Origin of the sequence: Paraburkholderia sp. ZP32-5 (genome assembly GCF_021390495.1) — a bacterium.
Classification (GTDB): domain Bacteria; phylum Pseudomonadota; class Gammaproteobacteria; order Burkholderiales; family Burkholderiaceae; genus Paraburkholderia.
This window is the reverse complement of record NZ_JAJEJP010000003.1, coordinates 1,566,738-1,590,124: the sequence shown is the minus strand read 5'-3', so window position 1 is coordinate 1,590,124 and position 23,387 is coordinate 1,566,738. Positions and strand designations below refer to the sequence as shown.

Annotated in this window: 21 protein-coding genes; 17 read left to right on the top strand and 4 right to left on the bottom strand. The window is 59.0% G+C overall.

Annotated features, from left to right (window positions below; genetic code table 11):
• Positions 1 to 59 precede the first annotated feature (59 nt).
• The 4 genes from L0U82_RS39470 to L0U82_RS39455 are packed head-to-tail and all read left to right on the top strand — an operon-like array spanning position 60 to position 3,061.
• Complete coding sequence (locus tag L0U82_RS39470; RefSeq protein ID WP_233839242.1) at positions 60 to 893, top strand: ABC transporter substrate-binding protein; 834 nt, start codon at positions 60 to 62, stop codon at positions 891 to 893.
• Positions 894 to 923: 30 nt separating this feature from the next.
• Entirely contained in the window at positions 924 to 1,640 is a 717-nt protein-coding gene (locus L0U82_RS39465) for an amino acid ABC transporter permease (protein WP_233839241.1), read from the top strand.
• A 30-nt stretch (positions 1,641 to 1,670) separates the two neighbouring features.
• Positions 1,671 to 2,321 (top strand): amino acid ABC transporter permease, encoded by a 651-nt coding sequence (locus L0U82_RS39460; RefSeq protein ID WP_233839240.1) that lies wholly within the window; start codon positions 1,671 to 1,673, stop codon positions 2,319 to 2,321.
• A complete protein-coding gene (locus L0U82_RS39455) occupies positions 2,315 to 3,061 on the top strand; it encodes an amino acid ABC transporter ATP-binding protein (protein WP_326489811.1) in 747 nt (248 codons plus the stop codon). Before L0U82_RS39460 ends, L0U82_RS39455 begins: the two co-directional genes overlap by 7 nt.
• Before the next feature lie 64 nt (positions 3,062 to 3,125).
• Here the strand turns inward: L0U82_RS39455 and L0U82_RS39450 are convergent, their stop codons facing one another.
• Both L0U82_RS39450 and L0U82_RS39445 read right to left on the bottom strand, forming a co-directional pair.
• A complete protein-coding gene (locus tag L0U82_RS39450) occupies positions 3,126 to 4,595 on the bottom strand; it encodes an amidase (protein ID WP_233839239.1) in 1,470 nt (489 codons plus the stop codon).
• 121 nt (positions 4,596 to 4,716) lie between these two features.
• Positions 4,717 to 6,555: a gamma-glutamyltransferase family protein gene (locus L0U82_RS39445; RefSeq protein ID WP_233839238.1), complete on the bottom strand. Its 1,839-nt coding sequence runs from the start codon at positions 6,553 to 6,555 to the stop codon at positions 4,717 to 4,719.
• 107 nt (positions 6,556 to 6,662) lie between these two features.
• Here L0U82_RS39445 and L0U82_RS39440 point away from each other — a divergent pair, with 107 nt between their 5' ends.
• From L0U82_RS39440 to L0U82_RS39410, 7 genes are all read left to right on the top strand, one after another.
• Positions 6,663 to 7,622, top strand: coding sequence for a LysR family transcriptional regulator (locus L0U82_RS39440; protein ID WP_233839237.1), 960 nt, complete (start codon positions 6,663 to 6,665; stop codon positions 7,620 to 7,622).
• A gap of 238 nt (positions 7,623 to 7,860) precedes the next feature.
• Complete coding sequence (locus L0U82_RS39435; protein WP_233839236.1) at positions 7,861 to 8,886, top strand: Bug family tripartite tricarboxylate transporter substrate binding protein; 1,026 nt, start codon at positions 7,861 to 7,863, stop codon at positions 8,884 to 8,886.
• A 603-nt stretch (positions 8,887 to 9,489) separates the two neighbouring features.
• Entirely contained in the window at positions 9,490 to 10,461 is a 972-nt protein-coding gene (locus L0U82_RS39430; protein ID WP_233839235.1) for a Bug family tripartite tricarboxylate transporter substrate binding protein, read from the top strand.
• 56 nt (positions 10,462 to 10,517) lie between these two features.
• The gene (locus tag L0U82_RS39425; protein ID WP_233839234.1) at positions 10,518 to 12,581 is read left to right on the top strand and encodes an alpha/beta hydrolase domain-containing protein; all 2,064 of its coding nucleotides are present in this window, start codon (positions 10,518 to 10,520) and stop codon (positions 12,579 to 12,581) included.
• A gap of 222 nt (positions 12,582 to 12,803) precedes the next feature.
• On the top strand, positions 12,804 to 13,220 hold the full coding sequence (locus L0U82_RS39420) for a tripartite tricarboxylate transporter TctB family protein (RefSeq protein ID WP_233839440.1): 417 nt from the start codon (positions 12,804 to 12,806) through the stop codon (positions 13,218 to 13,220).
• Positions 13,221 to 13,223: 3 nt separating this feature from the next.
• Positions 13,224 to 14,765 carry a tripartite tricarboxylate transporter permease gene (locus L0U82_RS39415; RefSeq protein ID WP_233839233.1) on the top strand — a complete coding sequence of 514 codons (1,542 nt, stop codon included), beginning with the start codon at positions 13,224 to 13,226 and terminating at the stop codon, positions 14,763 to 14,765.
• A gap of 162 nt (positions 14,766 to 14,927) precedes the next feature.
• Positions 14,928 to 16,127, top strand: a complete 1,200-nt coding sequence (locus L0U82_RS39410; protein WP_233839232.1) for a porin — start codon at positions 14,928 to 14,930, stop codon at positions 16,125 to 16,127.
• 396 nt (positions 16,128 to 16,523) lie between these two features.
• On the opposite strand, the gene L0U82_RS39405 is transcribed toward L0U82_RS39410, so the two are convergent.
• A complete protein-coding gene (locus tag L0U82_RS39405; protein WP_326489803.1) occupies positions 16,524 to 17,414 on the bottom strand; it encodes a LysR family transcriptional regulator in 891 nt (296 codons plus the stop codon).
• 99 nt (positions 17,415 to 17,513) lie between these two features.
• Between L0U82_RS39405 and L0U82_RS39400 the strand changes: the two genes are divergently transcribed.
• From L0U82_RS39400 to L0U82_RS39380, 5 genes are all read left to right on the top strand, one after another.
• Positions 17,514 to 17,906: a tautomerase family protein gene (locus L0U82_RS39400; protein ID WP_233839231.1), complete on the top strand. Its 393-nt coding sequence runs from the start codon at positions 17,514 to 17,516 to the stop codon at positions 17,904 to 17,906.
• A gap of 92 nt (positions 17,907 to 17,998) precedes the next feature.
• Positions 17,999 to 18,415, top strand: a complete 417-nt coding sequence (locus L0U82_RS39395) for a hypothetical protein (protein ID WP_233839230.1) — start codon at positions 17,999 to 18,001, stop codon at positions 18,413 to 18,415.
• Positions 18,416 to 18,517: 102 nt separating this feature from the next.
• A complete protein-coding gene (locus L0U82_RS39390) occupies positions 18,518 to 19,450 on the top strand; it encodes a 2-dehydropantoate 2-reductase (RefSeq protein WP_233839229.1) in 933 nt (310 codons plus the stop codon).
• Positions 19,451 to 20,092: 642 nt separating this feature from the next.
• Positions 20,093 to 20,488 carry an aldehyde dehydrogenase family protein gene (locus tag L0U82_RS39385; protein WP_267930084.1) on the top strand — a complete coding sequence of 132 codons (396 nt, stop codon included), beginning with the start codon at positions 20,093 to 20,095 and terminating at the stop codon, positions 20,486 to 20,488.
• A 60-nt stretch (positions 20,489 to 20,548) separates the two neighbouring features.
• The gene (locus L0U82_RS39380) at positions 20,549 to 21,100 is read left to right on the top strand and encodes an alpha/beta fold hydrolase (protein WP_233839227.1); all 552 of its coding nucleotides are present in this window, start codon (positions 20,549 to 20,551) and stop codon (positions 21,098 to 21,100) included.
• Positions 21,101 to 21,352: 252 nt separating this feature from the next.
• Here the strand turns inward: L0U82_RS39380 and L0U82_RS39375 are convergent, their stop codons facing one another.
• Positions 21,353 to 21,937, bottom strand: a complete 585-nt coding sequence (locus L0U82_RS39375; RefSeq protein WP_233839226.1) for a TetR/AcrR family transcriptional regulator — start codon at positions 21,935 to 21,937, stop codon at positions 21,353 to 21,355.
• A gap of 158 nt (positions 21,938 to 22,095) precedes the next feature.
• Here L0U82_RS39375 and L0U82_RS39370 point away from each other — a divergent pair, with 158 nt between their 5' ends.
• Positions 22,096 to 23,379 carry an efflux RND transporter periplasmic adaptor subunit gene (locus tag L0U82_RS39370; RefSeq protein WP_233839225.1) on the top strand — a complete coding sequence of 428 codons (1,284 nt, stop codon included), beginning with the start codon at positions 22,096 to 22,098 and terminating at the stop codon, positions 23,377 to 23,379.
• Positions 23,380 to 23,387: the final 8 nt, after the last annotated feature.

Below are 23,387 nucleotides of genomic sequence, written 5' to 3'. Positions count from 1 at the left end.
GTTCCGCGCACAACCATGATGATGGCTATCGCCGTCCCCACTAGCCGAGCACACATACCATGACTTTCGTCGGAGACAAGGCGCGCCTTGCGTGTCTGATTGCCGTGGCCGGCCTGCTGGCACTCGCCGGTTGCACCAGAATCGGCTCGACCGGTCAGGGCAGCCCGGAGGAATCAACACTCAAGGCCGTCCTGCAGCGTGGCACCTTGCGCGTCGGCGAATGCCTGTCGTCCGCGCCCTTCGGCTTCTACGACAAGAGTGGCAACCCCGATGGCTACGACGTGGACATTGCAAAAGAACTCGCCAGCCGGATGGGCGTGAAGCTCGAAGAAATCAACATCACGGGTGCCAACCGCATCCTGAATATCCAGACCAACAAGGTCGACGTCGTCATCTGCAATTTCACGCGCAATATGGAGCGGGCGAAAGAAGTTGCTTTCACCCATCCCTATGTCGTCGCGGGCCAGGCTCTGATCGTCAGAAAAAGCAGCGGGATCAAGTCGCTCAAGGACATGTCCGGTCACACCATTGCCACGGTGAAGGGCTCGACCAATGGGGACGAAGTGCGTTCGTTGAACACACAGATGAAGATTCAGGAATACGACAATTCGCTTGCGGCGATCCTGGCGGTCAAGCAAGGTCAGGTCGACGCCATGCTCGAAGATACCAACTTCCTCGCATACCAGGCGAAGCTCAATCCTGAACTGACGGTTACGGACGAAGCGCCCATTCCCTTGCAATACAACGGCTTTGGTGTGAGACAGGGTGACCAGATCTGGCTCAATTACCTCAACGAATTCCTGTTCGAGATCAACGCGTCCAAGCTCAATGCGCGGCTCTACAACAAGTGGTTCGGTGTCGATCCGCGTTTCCCGCTGAATCCGCAATACTGACGCCACCGACATGCACCCCGGGAGAAGCCGATGAGCTATCAATGGTTAACGCTGGCGGGCTACTGGGACGATTTTCTGAGCGCGGTATCGCTGACACTGCAGGTGACGTTCCTTGCTTTTGCACTCGGGCTCGCACTCGGAATGCTGGCGGCGCTCGCCAACGCATCGCGTATCGGGCCGTTACGCGCGGTATCGGGCGCCTATGTCGAAGTTATCCGCAATACACCGATGCTGCTGCAGATCTTTATCGTGTTCTTCGGCTTGCCGTCGCTAGGCATCAAGCTCGATGCGTACTGGGCTGGTGTGATCGGGCTGGGAATGAACGTGGGTGCCTACCTTGCCGAGGTGTTTCGCGCGGGGATCCAGTCGGTCCCGCGCGGTCAGATAGAGGCGGCCACCATTCTCGGGGTCGGGCGAGCGCAGATCTTCACCCACGTCGTGTTGCCGCAAGCGGCGCGCGCCGTGTACCCGGCCATCGTCAACAACCTGATCCACGTGTTGCTCAGCACATCGCTCCTGTCTGCGATCGCGTTGCCGGAACTGACCGGCACCGCGACCGTCATCAATTCGCGCACGCTGCTGTATGTGCAGACCTTCACGATCACCTTGGCCGGTTACCTGATCATGAGCAACGCGCTCTCATGGTTCGCGTCGTGCCTCGGACGCAGGCTCTTCCATCCGCCGCTCGTGATGCGCAAACAGCGGCAACGGCCGCGCTTCGGCAGGCTGCTTGCTGGACGGCAATGATCTCATGACCTTTACGAACGGAGGCTCGACATGCCGGACGACATCCTGACAGGCAGCATCCCGATACTGCTGCAGGGATTGGTCGTGACGCTCGCCCTGGCTCTGGCAGCTGCCGTCGGAGGCACGCTTCTCGGCTTGCTTGCCGCCGTGCTCCGCAGTTTCGGGTCGTGGGGCACGCCGCGGCTCGCGATCATCTATACGGAACTGTTTCGCGGCAGTCCGGCGCTCATCACGCTGATGCTCATCTACTTCGGCGTCTCGTACTTCGGCTACGTGATCGATGTCTTCGCCGCGGGCGTCGTGGGCTTGAGTGTCTATCAAGGTGCCTACATCGCCGAAGTGTTTCGTTCGGGCATCGAATCGGTTCCGAAGGGCCAGTGGGAGGTGTCGCAGATCCTCGGTTTGAGCAGGACGCAAGCCTTCTTCTCGGTCATCCTGCCGCAGACGGCGAAGCTCGTCATGCCGCCGCTCGTTGGTCAATATCTCGCGCTCATCAAGGACACGTCGATCGTGAGCATGATCGGCATGTCGGAACTGATGCACCAGGGCCAGGCCATCGTGGACAGAATCGGGCAGCCAGCGGAGATCTACGGGCTGGTGGCGGTGATCTATTTCATCATCTGCTTCCCACTTTCACGGTGGGTGCGCCGGCACGATTCCATAAGGAGGCAACTATCTTGACCACGCCGAACCCCATCATCAAATTGAACGGTGTCACCAAGTCGTTCGGGTCGACGCAGGTGCTCAACTCGATCGATCTCGACGTATCGCAGGGCGAAGTACTGGTCCTGGTCGGCGCGTCGGGTTCCGGCAAGAGCACGGTGCTGCGTATCATGAGCGGTCTTGAGAGCGCCGATTCGGGCGAGGTGTGGGTGAACGCCGTACCGCTGCACGACGCCCGCCGCGCGAAGGAAATCCGTGGCCACGTAGGCATGGTTTTCCAGCAGTTCAACCTGTTCCCGCACAAGAACGCACTCGGCAATGTGTCCCTCGCGCTCGTCAAGGCGCGCAAGATGAGTCCCGCCGCGGCGCGCGCACGCGCAATGGAGGCGCTCGAGCGCGTGGGGCTCGCGGATCGCGCGGAACACTTCCCGAGCCAATTGTCCGGCGGCCAGCAGCAGCGGGTGGCGATTGCGCGGGCGCTCGCAGTCGAGCCCGGCATCATGTTCTTCGACGAAGCGACCTCCGCGCTCGATCCCGAACTGGTCGGCGAAGTCACCGAAGTGATGCGCGGACTCGCGCGCGACGGTATGACCATGGTGGTCGTCACACATGAGATGGGCTTTGCGCGCAAGACCGCGGACCGCGTCGTCTTCATGGACAAGGGGGCGATCGCAGAACAGGGCTCGCCGGAGCAGATCTTCACGAACCCGCGGAATGCTCGCACGCAACAATTCCTGCATCGCGTACTCGATCATTAAGCCGCCGGCTCAAGCCTGACCGGCAACTGCCGGTCAGGCCTGAGGTACAGTACGTCGTCCACCGTCAGGCAGTTCCCAGCAACGGGCTCGACACGTTGACGCAATCGCATGCCTGCTCGTACGCATGACCGAGTTGCAGCAACGACCAGTCGGCGTCCGGACTGCCGATGACCTGCATGCCCATCGGTAGCCCGCCGGCGCCAAAACCGGCCGGCACATTAAGCACGGGCAGCCCGGCCATCGATGCCGGCACGACCACCTCCATCCAGCGATGATAAGTGTCCATCGCACGGCCCGCGACCTGCCGCGGCCAGTCGATCGAAGCGTCGAACGGAAACAGTTGCGCGGAAGGCAGCACGAGGAAATCGAAGCGCTGGAAGAGCCGCATGAGCGCCTCAAACCATGCGGTGCGTGTGACGGACGCGAGGTACACGGCGCTTGCGGATAACGCGTTGCCCGACTCGATCTCCCAGATTGCTTCGGGTTTCAGCAACGCTCGCTTCGCGGGATCCGCGTAATGCATGCGCTGCGCGCCGGCAATCTGAAAGCTCCGAAGCGTGGTCCATGCCTGCCAGAGTTGCTCCAGCTCGAAATCGACACGCGCGGGTTCTACTACGCATCCAATGGCCTCGAATCGACGCAGCGCGTTGCCGCACACATCGAGCACGCCCGATTCGATCGGCAAATAACCCTCGAGGTCGCCTAGCCAGCCGATACGCACATCGCGGCAATCGCGCGTCAGGGGCTTCGCGAACTGCGCTGGATCATCCCGCCTGCCGAGCGGCGATGACTGGTCGTAACCCGCCTGCACCGACAGCAGCATCGCCAGATCGGCAACCGAGCGGGCCATCGGGCCGCCCGTGCTCAATTGATCGAAGAACACGTCTTCCGCCGGATAACCGGGAACACGGCCAAACGACGGCCGCAAACCAAACACGTTATTGAACGCAGCCGGATTGCGCAGTGATCCCATCATGTCGCTGCCGTCCGCCACGGGCAGCATGCGCAGCGCTAACGCCACCGCTGCGCCACCGCTGCTGCCTCCGGCGGTGCGCGACTGATCGAACGCGTTGCGCGTCACGCCATACACCGCGTTATACGTGTGCGACCCCAGCCCGAATTCCGGTGCATTCGATCGAGCGATGAAGATCGATCCCGCCTGGCGCATGCGCGCGATCATCACGCTGTCCGCTTGCGTGACAGTGTCGCGGTAGATGCGCGAGCCGCGCGTGGTGACCATGCCCGCGACAGGGCTCGTATCCTTGGGCGCTTGCGGGAAACCGTGCATCCAGCCTCTGCTGACTCCCGCCGCGAGATCGGCATCGGCGCGCGCGGCCTCGCGTAGTGCGTCATCGCGATCGCCCAGCGCAACGAGCGCGTTGACGTGCGGATTCATCCGGTCGATATGCGCGAAATACGCGCTTATCACCTCAACGCATGACAGCGTGCGCTGATGAATCGCCTGCGATAACGCGACCGCCGTCAAGCTCACGATCCCGTCATTCACAGTGCCGGTTTTCAGTTCCAAAGTCATAGGGCTCCTTCGGTGTGGGACCCATCGATAGCGATGGAGCAACGGGTAACAGGATACCCCGCGTTCGACCCGGTATTCCCACGAAATCCCTTCAGCTCGACGTGCCGGACATGCGGCCTCGCTATCGTCCGACCGCGTAGCCTTGCATCCCCCGCGGGTTGGCCGCCGCTCGCAAGATTCTTTCTCCGCCGCTCAAGATTTCTTGCGCACATGCGGTGATTCTTCCTTCGGACCACGCCGGTCCGACAGAAACGTCGTGCCCCGCATGACGCAAGGCTTCGATGACCTGATCTGGAAAGCGGTCTTCGAGGATCAGTCGATTCAATTTCACCGGACGCGGCCAGAAAGAAGCGGGAAAATGTTCGATGTGCCAGGCCGGGCAATCTATGGCTTCCTGTAGATTCATCCCTTGCATATGCCGGATCAGGAATGCCACTGTCCACTGATCCTGCTGATCTCCACCAGGAGTCCCAAAGCACATATACGGTTGCCCATCACGCAGGACAAGGCCGGGTGACAGTGTAGTGGTTGGCCGTTTCTTCGGCGCGAGCGACCCGGGAAGTCCATCATCGAGCCAGGCCATCTGCAAACGCGTCGTGATCGCGAAACCGAGCGCGGGAATAGTGGGGCTCGCCGCCAGCCAGCCTCCCGACGGTGTTGCCGAGACCATATTGCCGAACCGGTCGATGACGTCGAGGTGGCATGTGTCGCCGACAAACAGCTCCTCGTCGATCCACCTGTCGAGCGGCGGCAAGCTCGCAAACGTAGGCTCACCGACCCCATAACGGACATCCGCGTCCTTCAAAGTTCGCTCGGCAATCGACAGGTCCGGTAACCGGGGCATGGCGCCGCCTGGTGCCCCGGGCCTGATCTCACGGTTCGCGGCCGCGCTGATCAATGCGGCCCGTTCCCTGGCATACGGTTGACTCAGTAGATCGGTGATCGGCACCGAAGTGAAAGCTGGATCTCCATACCATGCGAGACGATCGGCAAAGGCGAGTTTGGCCGATTCGGCGATGGTATGGACGAAGCTTGCGGAAAGCGGATCCTGGTTTTCGACACCCAGTTCTCTTAGCATGGCGAGTTGCTGAAGATGCACCGGACCCTGTGACCACGTACCGCATTTGGCAACTGTGTAACGGCCGTAGTCGACGGTCAGGGGATCTTCATAGGCAGGATGCCATTCGGCAAGGTCGGACTTACGCAGCAATCCCGCGTTCCGGTTGCCTGTAGTGTCCCAGATGCGTTGTTCGCGATAGAACGTATCGATCTCGTCGGCGACAAAACCGCGGTACCACGCATCGAGTGCGGCATTGATCTGTTCTGCCCGGTCGGTACTGCGGCTACGGGCGTGTTCTATCAATCGACGGTAGGTTTGAGCAAGCGCGGGAGGCGACTTGAGCAGGCGGTCGGGCCTTGGAATCTTGCCGCCCGGCATCCAGGCTTCGCGCGAGCTTGTCCATTCGTCACGGAAAAGTGGCGCCACGGCAAGGATAGCCGCTGACACTCGAGGAACGATAGGAAAGCCGTTTGTCGCGTATTCGATCGCTGGGAGTAATACGTCCGCCAACTCCCAGCTGCCGTAGTCGCGCAACAGCGTAAGCCACGCCCCAAAAGCTCCCGGCACCGTGGCCGGCAAAAGTCCAATCCCCGGGATCTGACTCACGCCCAACTCGCGGAAATACCCTATGGTCGCCAGCTCTGGCGCGCATCCCTGGCCAGATAAGCTGCGCATGCGCTTTTCCGCGTTGCTCCAGAAAAGAACCGGCACCTCGCCGCCGGGCCCATTCAGATGCGGCTCGACAATCTGAAGTACAAAGCCACCGGCGACGGCTGCATCGAACGCGTTCCCACCGCGCTCCAGAACCCCCATCGCCGTTTGTGACGCAAGCCAATGCGTGCTGGAAACAACCCCCATGGTGCCCTTGATTTCCGGCCGGGTGGTGAATGCGTCGGACATGCTGAGACTCGCGCTGATAAGAAGACCGTCTAGCTTAATTGGCGAGTGCGCAAGCTATTAGCGAATATATTTATGGCAGGATAAGCTCTGCCTTATAGGAAACGAAAATGACCGACGCGTCGTCCCATTTTGCCCGCCGGCTGAAATTACGGCACCTTTCGATCCTGGTCGCGATAGCAAAGCACGGCTCGGTGACGCGCGCGGCCGATACCTTGGGCATATCGCAATCGGCGCTAACGCAAACCCTGGCGGAAGTGGAGAGCATCTTCGGCAGTCCGCTGTTCTTGCGCTCGTCCCGCGGAGTTGTACCGACCGAATTGGGTGCCATGGCGCTGGCTCGGGCCAACCGGTTCCTGCAGGATATCGAGTTCTGGGAGCGTGAAGTACAAGCCATGAACTCGGGATACCGCACGCATTTAAACCTCGGCGTCGTCCCTCACGTATCCAGTGATCTGCTCACACGCACGGTGCGCACGCTCGTGCAGCGTGACAATCTTAGCCTGACGCTTTACCGCGACAACACGCGACAACTGTTGAAATTGCTTCGGGAGCGCAAGGTCGATTGCGTCATAGGAAGATTGCCGCAGGACGAAGATTTTACTGGTCTGAGCTATCGAGTATTGTATGAACAGCTTCCGGCGCTTGTCGCACATCCCGCACGGGTAAAGCGCTTTGCAAACCGCCAGGTCAAACTCGAAGATCTGCGCGATGCGCGCTGGCTGCTACCCCTGCCTGACACACCGACGCGGATACGCCTTAACGAAGAGTTCAGAAAAAATGGGCTGATCCCGCCTTCACCGGTCATCGAAACGGAGTCGTCTGAGATGATCGAAGAAATGATTGCCAGCGACGAGCGGATGGTATCGATCGTCCCGGACGATGTGGCCTTTGATTTCTTGCGTCGGCCACGCGTCCAGACACTCGACCTTCGATTCGAGTGGATGTTGCCCGCCATTCATCTGATCTCGGAAGTCAGGGAATACCCGCTTCCGGCGGAAGAACATCTCGCGACCAGCCTGGTCCGGTCGCGTAACGAGATGCGTGCTTCGACAAATGCGCCCAGATAAGGCATTGCCTCAATCGCGCCGCTATTTTTGACCCTGACAATCGGTGCTATTTCCTCATAGAACGGATCGTTTGCCATAAGCATGCACTAATTGCTCGATCAGAAAAATAATTTAGACAGAGTAAATCACGCTCCTAAGATGACCTATGGCCCATGGCCTGGAGCCGCGAAGTGCCGCGCAAGTACGAAGACGTTGCTGATCGCCATCGGCGGCGCGTGTCTCGCAACGGCACAACGACATGACCGGCTCCGAGAAAAAACGGTCTGAATTATTGTCAGTGCACGAAGGGAACGAGATGAAAGAAACTTTGATCAAGGGACTTACGGGTTTGCTGTTGTTTGTGTTGACGGTTGGACTCGCGCAGGCAGCCTGGCCTGACAGGCCTGTAACGTTGGTAGTCCCCGCGGAACCAGGCGGTTCGACCGACATTCTGGCGAGAGAACTGGCGCAACAATTGACTAAAACCTATGGTCAATCGTTCATCGTGGAAAATCGCTCCGGGGCAGGGGGAAACATCGGCACAAATTTTGTGGCGAAGGCACGCCCGGACGGCTATACGATCCTCATCAGCGCGATGACCAACCATGCCGTCAACCCGACCTTAATCCCCTCCACTCCTTTCAAGGGCGTAGACGACTTCGAGCCCGTTGCCTATCTCGCGACCGTATTGACGACCGTCGTAGTGAACCCCTCTCTCCCGGTACATAGCATCAAGGAGTTGATCGACTATGCCCATTCGCATCCGGGCAAAATCAACTATGCGACCGGCGGCGTGGGTAGCGTCAATCACATCGGCGTGCTGATGCTTCAAAAAATGGCAAACATCCAGATGGTTCATGTTCCCTACCGCAGCGGCGCGCCGGCGATCCTGTCGACCGTTATCGGAGACACACAGCTGAACATCAGCGCGGGAACCCAGACGCTGCCCTACGTCAAGTCCGGGAAGCTGCGTCTGTTGGCCGTGACTGAAGCACATCGCTCCACGTTGCTGCCCGACACTCCCACCATAGGCGAAACCGTTCCAGGCTACGACATGACGATCTGGTATGGCGCGCTCGCACCTAAAGGTACTCCGGCTGAGATCACCGCAAATCTCAATAAAGCGATGAACGCAGCCTTCATGGTCCCGGCTGTCAAGCAACGGATGGAAGGCATGGGCGTGATACCCATAGCCATGACGCCGGGTGCTTTTGGCCAGGTGCTACGCCGCGACAGTGACAAATATTCAAAGCTGATTAAGGACCTCGGCATCACCCTTAACTAGAAGGGGTCGATTTAAGGCCATTTCGCCGCCAATAAACTTAATCAGGAAGACAACCAGTTTTAATCTGGCCGCTTCTCTTTGCTCCGCGGTGTCGGTGCCGACATCGGAGCAAAGTAGCGTCGCGTTATATCGCATCCTGGACGCTGGCGTGTCCGATCAGGGAACAGCCCAGACGTCATCGGGATCGACTAGTGATGGCCGCTCGAACATAAAGCTTGTCTCGGGCGTCTAGTCCGGCAGCCGCCTTGAATCAAGGAAGCGGGAGATCTGGGTGGCGGATTGAAAACGACCGAAGGCCACCTACCCACATGACACAGGTGCAACTTCTTGACAAAATTTTTTGGATCCAGGATATTGAACTCAATATATGCATTGACCAAGTTGGAGACAGACGCATGACCAGCCGATTGTGCGTTGCAACTATGGGCAAATATCTGCCTCAGCACCTCAGTCATGCCGCACCGATTACGTTTTTAAGGTCTGGAATTTCTCTCAGCATTGCTTGGCATCCGATGGTTTGCCAATGCCTGAGTTGATCTCCGCCACGCGCCCGAGAGCCCTGCTGCGTTAGCGCAACATCGCCCATCTAACCGGAGAAATCTTATGTTCAAACGCTTCGCTGTTGGACTGGCTGCGGGTCTATCGATTGCGATTGTTCCGGCACAAGCCGATAGCGCTTATCCGACGGCGCCCATCAGACTTATTGTCGGCCAATCAGCAGGCTCCAGCGTCGACGCTGTCGCGAGAATCATGAGCGAAAGGATGTCGCAATCGCTCGGGCAGGCAATCGTGGTTGAGAACAGGCCGGGGGCCAACGGGGTGACCGCCACGGCTTATGTGGCCAAGGCCAGGCCGGACGGGTACACCCTGCTGTTCAGCGGGTGCTCTCCGATGGTGTTCAATCCCGGTCTGTACAAGAAGTTGCCCTACGATCCCGTTAAAGACTTCACCTACATAGCGGCGGTGTCCGAGAATCCCTTCGTGATGGTCGCGAGCAAGGCCAGCGGGCTGAAGTCGTTTGCGGATCTGACGAAAGAGGCCAAGGCAAACCCGGGGAAATTCACCTTCGCGAGCGCGGGAATCGGCAACTCGACTCAGCTCGCCACCGAACTGGTCGCCCAGCGCGCCAACTTCAAATTGCTGCACATCCCGTTCAGCGGCTCAGGTCCCGCTCTTGTCGCTGTCATCGGCGGGCAGGTCGATCTGATGTCCAGCGTCGTCGGGCCGGCGCTTCCCGAACTGAAGGCAGGCGCCGCGACGCCTTTGTTGATCATTGGCGGAGATCCTATTCCCGAGCTTCCCGGCGTTCCTGGCGCGAAGCAGATCGGATTGGATCTGCCGTCACTGCCGACCTGGACGGCCGTGGTCGGTCCGGCGGGACTGGATCCGGCCGTGGCAAAGCGGCTCGAGCAAGCTGTGCAGGAAGCGTTACAAGACCCAAAGGTGCAAAAACAGTTCAAGACGCAATATCTGTCGGCCATGAACGTGCCAGGGCCACAAATGGCGGCTCGCGTCGCAACGGAAATCAAGCTATGGAAAACGTTGCTCCACGATTTTGGCATCAAGCCTGAGTGATGGCATTGTGCGTGCCGCCCCGCCGACCTTCCACCGACAATGATCTGGAGACTGCGATGCCATCCTCGCTTCGCTACACCCTGAAAGACCGACGTCTGTTCGCGAACGGCCACGAGTTTGGAAATACCGGTCCCTACGAACTGCTCAGTGGCGAGATCGAATTTCAGGCCGACCCCGACGCGCCGGACATGGTCGACGTCGTAGACATCGACAAGGCTGCACGCAACGAGAATGGCCTGGTGGTCTATCGCGCCGGGTTCAATCTGCTCAAACCCATCGATATAAGTAAGAGCAATGGGCGCCTCTTTTTTGACTACGGGAATCGGGGCAACAAACGTGCGCTGCAGTTCTTCAATGATGCGAAGCCAGGCAATCTGCCTGTCGACGCCGTGCATGCTGGCAATGGCTTTCTCATGCGGCGCGGCTATGTGATCGCCTGGCTGGGCTGGCAAGGCGATCTGCTGCCGGGCGAAGGACGCCTGGTATTGGAAGCCCCGACCGCTACCGACGGCGCTGAGCCCATCCGCGGATGGGTCCGGACCGAGTATGTTGCAACCGCCCCCGACACCTTCGTATTCCCGCTGTCCAGCCTCGTTACGGTCAAAAGCTATCCCACGTCTGACATGAATCCGGCCCACGCCCAACTGACCAGGCGTCGTTATGCTTTGTCCCGGCGTGAGGTGATTCCCGCGCACGCATGGTCTTTCGCACGGCTCGAAAACGGCATCGGAGTGGATAGCCAGGGGGCGGAACAAGGCATCGTTCCATCGAATCAGCATCTTTATCTTCATGCTGGATTCGAGCCTGGATGGATTTATGAATTGTCCTACGTTGCACAGGATCCACTGGTATTGGGCCTCGGTCACGTAGCAGTACGCGACTTTGTCAGCTTCCTCAAGTTCGACGATGAGGATGCGTCGGGTCAACCCAACCCGTTGGGACAAGGCGCTTCGCGTCCAGAGAAAGTTTATGCCTGGGGGCGGTCCCAGACAGGTCGCGCCATCCGCGATTTTGTCTATGGGGGCTTCAATGCCGATGCCAAAGGGCGTCGGGTGTTCGATGGCGTGATGCCGCATGTCGCCGGTGCCGGCAAGCTCTGGATGAACCAGCGCTTCGCCAACATCTCGGTCTTGCCTGGGCAGCAATACGAGAACCACTTCACTCCCGCCGATCGTTTTCCGTTCTCCTATGCGGCGTGCACCGACGCGTATAGCGAACAAACCGATGCCATCCTGAAACGGCCGGCAACGGATCCGCTGGTCATTCACACCGACAGTTCCTCGGAGTATTGGCATCGCCGCGCCAGCCTGGTACTCACAGACACGCAGGGCCGGGATCTGCCTCAGCCGGACAATGTCCGGATCTACTTATGGTCTTCGTCCCAGCACTTCGCCGCACCCGGTCCGATTCGCCCCACGGCTGGCATCAGCAAGAATTATCAGAACAACGTGTCGACCTCGTTCTTCTTTCGGGCACTGCTGGATTGCCTCGACGCGTGGGCCACATACGGGACACCACCGCCGGCCAGCCGAATTCCGCTGCGCAGTACCGATACTCTGGTCGATTACGACACCTGGAGAACGCAGTTTCCGTCGATTCCCGGACAAACGATCCCACCCTCTCCCAGCACGCTGGAAGTGGTCGACTTCGGCCCCGACCTCAAGCACGGGAAGATGCATCGCGAACCACGCTTCACGGAAGGCAAGGCTTACCCGATCTTCGTGCCCGCCGTGGACAGAGACGGACTTGATATAGCCGGTGTGCGCGCCCCGGCGGTGAGCGCGCCGTTAGGCACCTACGTCGGTTGGAGCATGCGCCGGCGCGAGCTCGGCAATGGCGCGATGGTCGGCACCACGGGCAGTTACATCCCGCTTCCTGAGTCACCCGAAGAACAACATGAGACCGGCGATCCGAGGCGCTCCATCCTGAGTCGCTATCGAAGCGCCGAGGGTTATCTCAGCGCAATCGGCGCGGCTGCCAACGCTCTGGTTGGCCAGAGGTTCATGCTGGAAGAAGATCGCGAAAGGGCGATTGAGGATGCACGCAACTGGGGACGACCGCGTCATGACACCCTGCTGGGAGCTGATGAGATGCTCGATTCGGACACGCCGCCGCATTGATGCAGGCAGGTCCAATCGTCGCGGCGGCAGCAGTCTTGCCCCGCACGCGGCGTTGACGGCAGATTGACGTACCACAGGATTTTGCTACGACGTTTTTTGATTGCCGGCTCCGGGACAGACCCGGCAAGCGTACTAAAGGAGGGCGGCAACGTGAGTATCAAGTCGACACAACACTTTGGATTCCTACATCGCTATGGCAAGGATTTGTACGCCGGTGGCCTCATGGTGCTGATCGGCCTCGGTTCGATCCATGCCGGGCTGGGTTATGACGTCGGCTCCTTGAGCCGCATGGGTCCGGGCTTCTTCCCTGTCGCGGTCGGCACGGTATTACTGCTGTGCGGCCTCGCGATTGCCGCTTCGGCCAGGGCGCCAGAACCGCTCGCAACGATCGAAGAAGCGCCGCCACCTGAGTGGCGCGCGTGGGCTTGTATCGTCATCGGCATCATGGCTTTCGTGGTGCTGGGCCAATGGGGCGGATTGCTGCCCGCAACCTTCGCGATCGTGTTCATTTCGGCGCTCGGCGATCGTGACAACACCGTGGTGAGTGCACTGGTGCTGGCCGTTGCAATGTGCGTTGTCTGCGCCCTGGTGTTTTCGTGGGGTCTGAAACTGCAGTTTCCTTTGTTGTCCTGGGGTTGAAGCATGATTGGCCAATCTTTGTTCGACTTGATGCAGGGTTTTGGAGTTGCACTCCAACCCCATAATCTGATGTGGTCGTTTGTCGGCGTGCTGATCGGCAATCTGATCGGCGTGTTGCCAGGCATGGGCGCGTTGTCGGCGATCTCGATGCTACTGCCGCTGACCTATACGATGCATCCGATTCCCGCCATCCTGATGCTGGCGGGCATTTTCTACGGCTCGCAGTACGGCGGCGCGATCGGCGCAATTCTGCTGAATTTGCCATGCCACCCGCCGCACGCGGTGACCTGTCTCGACGGCTATCCGATGACGCGAGCCGGAAAAGGCGGGACGGCGCTCGGCATCACGATGATGTCGTCGTTCTTTGCCGCCTCGTTCGGTATCGTGGTGATGGTTTTCGCGTCGCCGCTGCTGGTTAGTGTGGCCTTCAAGTTTGGGCCCACCGAACTGTTCTCGATCATGTTGCTCGGCTTGCTGGCAGGCGGAACCTTGTCGCGCGGCTCGCCTGTGAAGGGTGTAGCGATGACCGCACTCGGCCTGTTGATCGGGATTGCCGGCACCGACGTCAATAGCGGCGTGATGCGCCTTACGTTCGGTCTACCGCAACTGTCCGACAAGGTCGAGCTGGTGGCGCTGGCATTGGGGCTGTTCGGCGTGGCGGAGTTCTTGCGTAACGTGAACCGCATGGGGTCAGTTGGCAGCGGCACCAAGGTGAGCTTGCGGGACATGCGGCCTCGTTGGGCCGAAATCAAGCAGGCATTCTTTCCGATGGTGCGTGGCACCTTGATCGGCACTCTGTTCGGCGCAATGCCTGGCACCGGCCCGACTATCACGACGTTCCTGGCCTATGCGACCGAAAAGAAGCTCTCAAGGACGTCGGAACGATTCGGTCACGGCGCCCTGGAAGGCGTCGCAGCCCCGGAAGCGGCTTCGCACTCCAAGACCCAGGTCGACTTTATTCCGACCATGAGCCTGGGTATTCCGGGAGACCCCGTCATGGCGCTGATACTCGGCGCGTTGTTGATCCAGGGCATCCAGCCTGGTCCACAGCTGATCACCGAGCATGCCGACCTATTCTGGGGCTTGATCGCCAGTTTCTGGATCGGCAACGTATTGCTGGTGATTCTTAACGTGCCGATGATCGGCATCTGGGTGAAGCTGTTGCAAGTACCGTATCGCTATCTTTATCCGTCAGCGCTGTTTTTCATTGCGGTGGGGGTATATAGCACCAACAACAGCCTGTTCGAAGTCGGCGAGGTGCTGGTTTTCGGCATAGCGGGCGCACTGCTAGCCGCGCTTGATTTCCAGGTAGCGCCGATCCTGCTGGGCTACGTGCTGGGGCCGATGGTTGAAGAGTATTTCCGCCGTGCATTGCTGCTTTCGCGCGGCGACATGTCGGTGTTTATCGACCGGCCGATCAGTGCCTTTTTCATGGCATGCAGCGCGCTGCTGATCCTGGTACAACTGTATTTCTGGGTGCGTCGGACCATGCGCAAACGCAACAATCGACACGCGCGCAGTGCAACCAAACAAGCGTCGACGTAAGAATCCATATGCTAAATAGCACGATCTTTTCACGCATTGTGCGATGCGCTGTTGTCCCGCAGTCGCAAATAGCCACCCGGTATTCGGATCAAACAATCATCTTCCACACTCAGCGGCGCTTGCGCAGGCCGTCTATAGAAAGTTTTTAACAGAGGAGTAAAAATGAAAAAGGCACTCGTAACTTCGGCCTTGGGGTTGGTCGCCCTGGGCGCGCATGCACAAAGCAGCGTGACGTTGTACGGTATTGTCGATACGGGGTTGGGTTATCAAAGCAGCTCGGCAGCACTGGGTTCGAACTCGGGTGGCCGCTCGCAAGTCAAGATGGTCAACGGCGTTTGGGCCGGTAGCCGTTTCGGCCTGAAGGGCTCGGAAGATCTGGGCGGTGGCACGAAGGCGATTTTCCAGTTGGAACAGGGCTTCAACAGCGCGACCGGCGCGGAAAGCGTGTCGGGTCTGGCGTTCAACCGTCAGGCATGGGTTGGTATGACGAACAGCACGTTCGGTACCCTGACGGCTGGTCGTCAGTACACCTCGTACTACACGCTGCTGTCGCCGTACAGCCCGACCACGTGGCTGACCGGCGCATACGGCGCGCACCCGGGTGACATCGACTCGATGGATACGCTGTACCGCGCGAACAATTCGCTGGTCTACACGTCGCCGAACTTCCACGGCCTGACGGTCAGCGGTTCGTACTCGCTGGGCGGTACGCCGGGCAGTTTCAGCGCGGGTCAAACCTGGAGCGCGGCAGCACAGTACATTGCCGGCCCGATCGGTATCGCAGCAGGTATCCAGCGCATTGACAACGGCAACACGGCTGGCGGCGCATGGGGTGCGAACTCGACGACGTCGAACAACGGCGCGCAAGCAGGCGTGTCGGCTATCAACAACGGCTTCCAGACAGCAGCGAAGCAGCAGCGCGTTGCGGTGACCGGCGGCTACGCGTTCAACTCGGCATGGGATGTTTCGTTCGCGTACTCGAACGTGCAATATGCCGCGGGCACCGCGTCGCTGTTCCACGGCACGCAGATCTGGAATACCGGCGGCGCAGTGCTGCACTGGAAGCCGATCTCGGTGCTGGACCTGGCCGCTGGCTATAGCTACACCCGTGCAACGTCGTCGAATGGCATCCAGAACACGGCTAGCTACAACCAGTTCAACCTGTCCCAGTACTACACGCTGTCGAAGCGTACCGGCCTGTATGCACAGGAAGCCTATCAGCGTGCTGGCGGCCAGACGCTGGGCACGAACGGCAAGACGATCATCAACGCAACGGCGGACATCGGCGACGGCCAGAACAGCGCACCGTCGTCGTCGCGCAGCATGGTTGCTGTCGGCGTGGGCATCATCCATAAGTTCTAAACGCTTGGATGGAGGGGCGGCGCGTTGTCTTGGCAATGGAAAACCGTTAACGCCGCTTCGGAATGACCGGCACGGCAACTGCTGCCCGCAACGCGAGGTTGCACTGGCTATGATTCTTTCGATCCGAAAGGACGAACCTCTTACTGCGCCGCGATTATCACGATCCCAACCACGATCCTGACGAACAAGGCTAGCGCTAGCGTTTCGGAATTCTGGTTGGCTGTCGCGGGCAGCTGACATCTGCGCAGCAGGTGCCTTCGGTTGAGATATCGGCTGGAAGTCGAACATCTCTACTCGCTTTGTCTCGAAGAACAAGATGACATTCCATGCCGCGCAGATATCCTGAGTTCGTGGGCGGCAAACGCCTGCGTGAATACAACGGCGACATCCGCAATTTCAAGGTCTGAACGACTTCTCTATCGTGTCGCCGAGAAATTCCACTGCCTGTTTCAGATTTCCCAGTTGCTGTGGAAACACAAGCCATACATCAAGTTTCGGAGCGAAGCGTGTCACTGTGACCACTTCAAGCCGCCGGGACCAAACGCTGGACTCCAGGATGCTTTTGGGAACCAGCCCCAAACCCAACCCCGAAGCAATCAGTTGCAATTGCATTTCACTGCCGTAGGTGTCGGCTTTGACATTCAGCGACAACCCCGCTGCTTCAACGGCATGTCGCAGCGCGGCACGATACCCACATCCCTCGGGGTTAAGTACCCACTCTTTGCGGGCGACCGCGGATAGGGACGCACGTCCGGGAACGAGCGGGCGCTGGCGACTTTGGACGATCACCACTTCTACCGGCGCCAGAAGACGATACAGGTAGCCTTCGGGAGGCGTTCCTTTGGGCGTCATGATCGCGGCAACGTCCAGGGCGCCATAGTCCAGCAGACGGAGCAGACCGGAACTCCACTCCGACTGCAAAGTGACATCAAGCGCGGGAAACGCATCTCTCATCGCGGTCAGCGCATCGAAAAGAATGATGTCTGCTATTCCGTGAGGCAAACCGAACCGTAGCGTACCGGAGGGGGCGCCGTCCTCTTTTGAGAGATACATAAGCCGGTCAAACGCAGCTAGCAGAGGCACGGCATGTTCACGTATGCGGTGCGCTAAAGCGGTGACTCGCGGCGGCTTCGAGTTTCGGTCAAGCAACTGCGCATCGAACACTTCTTCAAGCCGCTGGATACGCTTCGAAATTGCCGACTGCGTGACGCAAAGCTTTTGCGCCGCGCGGGTGAGGGAGGCTTCCTCCACTACCGTCACAAACGATCTGAGCTCATCTATCATCATTCCAGTCCGTCATGTTAAACAGGAAAATTATTCGCTTTGGGATCATTGAAAATGAGCTTAGTCTACCCTTGATTCCACACTCTTTCACGCGAGGCCTAGATGCCAGTCGTCCGGATCGATCTCTCCAGAAGTGCAACCCGGCAAGTTGTTCAGGCTATCAGCGACACGATCTATCAGGCGATGACCGACGTCGCCAATGTGCCGGCCAACGACAAGTTCCAGATCGTCACCCTGCATGATCCGGATGAACTGATCTATCCGATCGACGGCTATCTTGGAACCTCGTATTCGCCTTCGATCGTTTTCATCCAGGTGACGTGGAATGCAGGTCGTTCGATCGAAGTCAAAAAGGCGTTTTATGCCGCTGTCGCCGACGGCATCAACAGGAAGACAGGGATTCGTAAAGAAGACGTGTTCATTAACCTGGTGGACGTCTCGCGCGAAAACTGGTCCTTCGGCAACGGTGAGATGCAATACGCGCCTGCCGAATAGTCCGCGCGAAGGGGCTGCGGTTGGATTGCCTGCTGGATTGTCACACGCAGCAGATCTCATTTGACGTATCACCGTTAGACCATGGAGGCGAGATGTCGACGTACGCCGATATCGTGAAGAGACTCAACGCGGTGGCCAGTCAAAGAGCGAAGATCGCAGCGAACCTGACGACACACGCTGCGGAATTCACACGCGAGTTGGATAGGCGATGGCAGGGCGGCGGCAAGATCACGTTCGGCGCCGAGGGCGACAATGGGGCTTTTCGGCAGAACGAAATCGGGCCGCCAGATGACAACCAGACGTGTGAGTTTCTGATTGCCATCGAGATGGAAGTGCATCTGGCTGCGACGGTCGAGAAATTTCCTGTTGTGATTCGAGAGACGCGTCACGGCGTTCAAATTGTTATTCCAGGGATTGGCAACTTTCATTCCGTAGACGCCGATAAACCCGCGACGTTCCTCTACCCGATCAATGATCTCAGAGGCGCGGTCTATGCGTGGCTACCTTAGAAGTGAAGAAGGTAGCGACGAAGTGAAAGTTCATCGTTGATCAAGCCAAAACTTGCTGGACGGGATGGGGCGTCGGTTCGCCCCAAGCTGAAGGGACTGAAGATGAAAATTCTGGTGGTGGGTGCTGGTGCGATCGGCGGCTATTACGGCTCAAGACTGATTTCTGCTGGCGCGGATGTCACATTTCTCGTTAGACCACGACGCGCAGCAGCGCTTGCCGCAGCGGGGCTGGAGATTCAGAGTGCGCTGGGAGACTTCAATGGCCGTGTTTCCATGGTACTGCGGGGCGAGATAAAGACGCACTACGATGTGCTTCTGCTAGCCTGCAAGGCCTACGACCTTCAAGGAGCAATCGACGATTTCTCTGCGGGCGTTGGTCCGGAAACCGTAATTGTTCCATTTTTGAATGGGCTCGGATCGTACGATTTATTAGACGCGAGGTTCGGACGCGAGCGTGTCGCGGGGGGAGTTTCGTATATTGCAACGACATTGCATTCTGACAATGTGATCCGTCACGATAGCGCGATGGACATTGTTATGGTCGGTGATCGGGCGCCGGGACAACGAGATACGATCCAAAGATTTCACAATCTGTTGAGTCAATCGAAAGGCATCAGAACGCTATCGTCTTCGATTGATCAGGCACTATGGAACAAATGGGTGATGTTGGCCTCCGGTGCATTGATGACCTGTCTGATGCGAGGGACGGTCGCTGATATCGTGGCAAGCCGGGATGGCGAGCAACTGATGCGTAGCGCAATCAACGAATGCCTTGCCGTTGCCGAGGCATGCGGATATCCCGTTCCGGACGCGGAAGCTGAACAGATACGCGCGCGATTGCTCGATCGTAATTCGCACTGGGCTGCATCGATGATGCGGGATATCTCTGTCGACGCGAACCAGATAGAAGCCGAAGCCATTGTCGGTGACTTACTTTCGCTGGCAGAGAAGCACGGGTTGACTGCCGGTCTTATTCGTACGGCGTATTGCCATTTGCAAGTCTATCAACGCCGCCACCACAATTCCGCGGCGTGAAGCGCGATACGTCCGATAAGCCGCTTGAAGCAGTTCCTTTCCTGAACTCTGCCTTCAGACATGTCGGAACCGGCTAACACTCAGCGCCGTCGTATATTGGGCAACACCTCTGCTCTGGCCGCACTTACATTGCTAGATCTGGCCGGGTCCGCAAAGAGCTTCGCTGAGGTGCAAGTCACCTATCCCGAGCTTGGATCGGTGCTTTCACGACCGCATTCGCGCTTCTCGTAGAGCCAGGAGCATCTCCGATACTGAGCTTACGGAAAGATGCACGCGACTTACACCTGCATTAGGCGAAAGTTATCGCGACGATGGCAACTGCGGCGAAGCTTTGCGCTGATGCCTCTGGCCTCGCGTGCAAAGGGTAGCTTGCCGATTCTGCAAATGTGTACTGCTGCCGTCGTGAGATGGGTTTCGTTTCGTATGAACTGGCTGCGGATACGCGCGATGATCGTCCGTTCTATTTAACGCGCTTGGCAGTACTCCGATGGCTGCACAAACATTTCACAAACAGTGATCCTTCGAACTATCCGGGGTATTTCCCGGTGGCGGCTGTCAAAGCCGCGCTTGCTCCCGTCCGCATGAGGATTGCGGTGTTGACGCGGGAGATCGAGCATCTAGTCGCCGCGTAATGCACCATCACTGAGGACTTCAGTTCGTGTACGCCGCAAAGATCCGCCCATTGACGGTGAGGGCAACTTCTACGCGCCGACGATTCTGGCCGACGTGCGTCTCGGAATGGCCGCCTTCGACGAAGAAACGTTCGGTCCGGTTGCCGCCATCACGATTGCCGACAATATCGAGCACGCTATCGAGCTGGCCAACACAAGCGATTACGGCCTCGGCGGATGCCTGTGGACCTCCGACATCGCACGCGCGCAGCGTATTGCCCGGCGCCTCGAAACAGGCGGCGTCTTCATCAACGGAATCACTTCCTCGAATGCCCGTATTCCTATCGGCGGCGTCAAGAAGAGCGGCTATGGCCGTGAACTGTCGCACTTCGGCTTGCGCGAGTTCACGAACGCTCAGGCAGTGTAGGCAAAGACGGTGGACTGAGCCCGGTCCTCGTGGCTTCTGGTTATAGAGAGGGAGATAGCAATGAGCATTGCAGCGTTACGAACACCGGAAGAGCGCTTCCGGAACCTGCCGGGCTGGTCGTTTGCACCGAGATATATCGACACGTTGCCCGGCTATCAGGGCCTGCGTATGCACTATATCGACGAAGGTCCCAGCAACGCCGAAGTGACTTTTCTATGCATTCACGGCACGCCTTCATGGTCGTATCTGTATCGCAAGATGATTCCGGTCTTCGTCGCGCACGGCCATCGCGTCGTTGCCCTCGATCTGTTCGGATTCGGCCGCAGCGACAAGCCTGCGGATGATCTCGTCTATCGATACCACTTTCATCGGGATTCGATCCGCCAGTTCATCGAGCATCTTGATCTGAAGAATGTCTGTCTGGTGGGGCAGGACTGGGGAGGCATTCTCGGCCTGTCTCTGATCAAGGACATGTCCGAACGCTTTTCGCGTCTGTTCCTGATGAATACCAGTTTGCCTCATGGAGAAGAGCCGACGCCGGGATTCGACAAGTGGCGTGCTGAAAACCGGAGCAGACACTTCAATGCGGTGGGTGACTGGATCGGCATCTGATGATGGGTTGATTTCGGCAGGCTTTGCTTTAGGTCTGGCAGGTGCGTCGCAGTTCTCCGCACGCGATGATTCAAACATAGCAACTCGTCCGCTGGCTGGAAACGCACTCATGCTGACCACCTATCTGCTGCGGCTCGATAACGATTCTTCCGAGGTAGTAGCCCGCTTTATCAGAAGAGCGGGAACTCTGTAAGTGCCGATGGCTGACGAACAAGACAGCCGCGCATCCACCGCTTCATCGCCACGCGCCGATCACAGCGCGTCAAGATGCCGTTTAACGTCCTCCAATATGGACTCCGAGAATGCCGGATCGTCAATCACGCGTGACATCGTGATCGCACCGATCATCGCCGACAGCGCGAACACGGCATCCGCCCGCGCGGCCTCGGGTTTGCGTCGGCGGATATGCCGCGCGACCAGTTCCACGAGATCGGTAAACGCCTTCGTCGAGGCGGCGCGTGTCGGCGCGTCCGCGCGCGCCAGTTCACTGCCGAGCCCGGCGAGAAAGCAGCCCGCCGACGGATTGTCGCGATGCTCGACGGATAGATACTGTTCGACGATCGATTTGAATGCCGCCTTGCGATCGTCTTCGTCGGTCGCCGATTCGGCTGACCCTTCAGTCGCGCCGAGTACCACGGCCATCCCTGTCGCACACGCTTCGGCGACCAACTGATCCTTCGATTCGAAGTGCCGGTAAAAACCGCCGTGCGTTAGCCCGGCCTTCGTCATCACGTCCGCGAGCCCGGTCGCCTGAATGCCGTTGCGGCGGATTTCCTCCGCCGCGATTTCGATGATGCGTTTGCGCGTTTCCGCGGTTTCAGCCCTTGATTTGCGCACGATTCCTGACCTCCCGACTCTCGTTCCACCGTGTTGGACGACGTGGATACCGATGTTGATTATCATCTAATTCTTGACCGGCGTCACGTCGACCTGTATCTTTTGATGATCACAATCATCTAAAAGGGCGATCGTTCGCGATCGTGCCGATGCCAGACATGACCGGGAATCGAGAAGAAGCGGGTATCAGCGAAGCAGTGGCCGGCGACGGCGTGCTGTTCAGACAAAGCGTCGTCAGGACAAGGACGGGGACATGGGTCGTCATGATCCTGCTCGTGCTGATCGTCGGAGGCGGGTGGTGGTTCTGGTCGTCGCGCGGACGTGACGCACAGGCCAGCACTCCACATGCGGGCTTACCGCCGGTGACGGTCAGCGTGCCGCTACAACGCAATCTTTCCGCACGGCTTGGCTTTCTCGGCCAGTTTGCGGGCGTCGATGACGTCGAAATCCGCGCGCAGGTCGGCGGCACGCTGAAGGAGATTCACTTCAAGGATGGCGACATCGTCCACAAAGGTGACTTGCTGTTTGTGATCGATCCGGAGCCTTACGAGATCCGGCTCGCGCAGGCGAATGCCCAACTGGAAAGCGCGACCGCGCGCCTCGAACTCGCGAATCGCGAGTTCACCCGTGCGCAAACGCTGCGTCAAAGCGATGCCGGCAGCCAGGAGAACGTCGATCAGCGCGCGGCCGATCAGCGTGCCGCGCAGGCATCTGTCGATGCCGCGAAAGCGCAGATTCGCGACGCGAAGTTCGACCTCGACCACTGTCGCGTGACCGCGCCGTTGACGGGCCGCATCGGCGCGCATCTGGTGTCGATCGGCAACCTGATCGCCGGCAGTCGCGCGGGAACGAGCCCGACGACGCCGCTCGCGAAGATCGTGTCGCTCGATCCGGTGTACCTCGACTTCGACATGAGCGAGGCCGACCACGCGACGTTCGAGCGCGAGCGTGCAGCGCAGAAAGGGCCGCTCGCAAGCAGCGTCGAAATCGCGCTCGGGGACGACACGGATTTCAGCCGCCACGGTACGCTCGATTTCATCGATAACGCGCTCGACCGTTCGAGCGGTACGATTCGTGCGCGCGCAACGGTGCCGAATCGCGATTTCCGGTTGACGCCGGGCGAGTTCGCGCGGGTGCGGCTCACGTTGTCAGAGCCGGTGCCGACGCTGCTCGTACCCGATGCGTCCGTGCTGCCGGATCAATCGAACCACGTCGTGATGACGGTCGGGCCCGACGGTACGGTGGTGCCGAAGCCGGTGCAGATCGGCGAGTTGCGCGGCGGGCTGCGGGTCGTGCGCTCGGGATTGAAGGCGGACGATCGCGTGATCATCGACGGGTTGCCGTATGCGATGCCGGGCACGAAGGTGAAACCGACGGATGGCGAGATCGGGTTTGCGTCCGCGTCTGCGTCGACGTCCGCATCGTCGTCGCAAGGGGAGTGAGCGTCGAT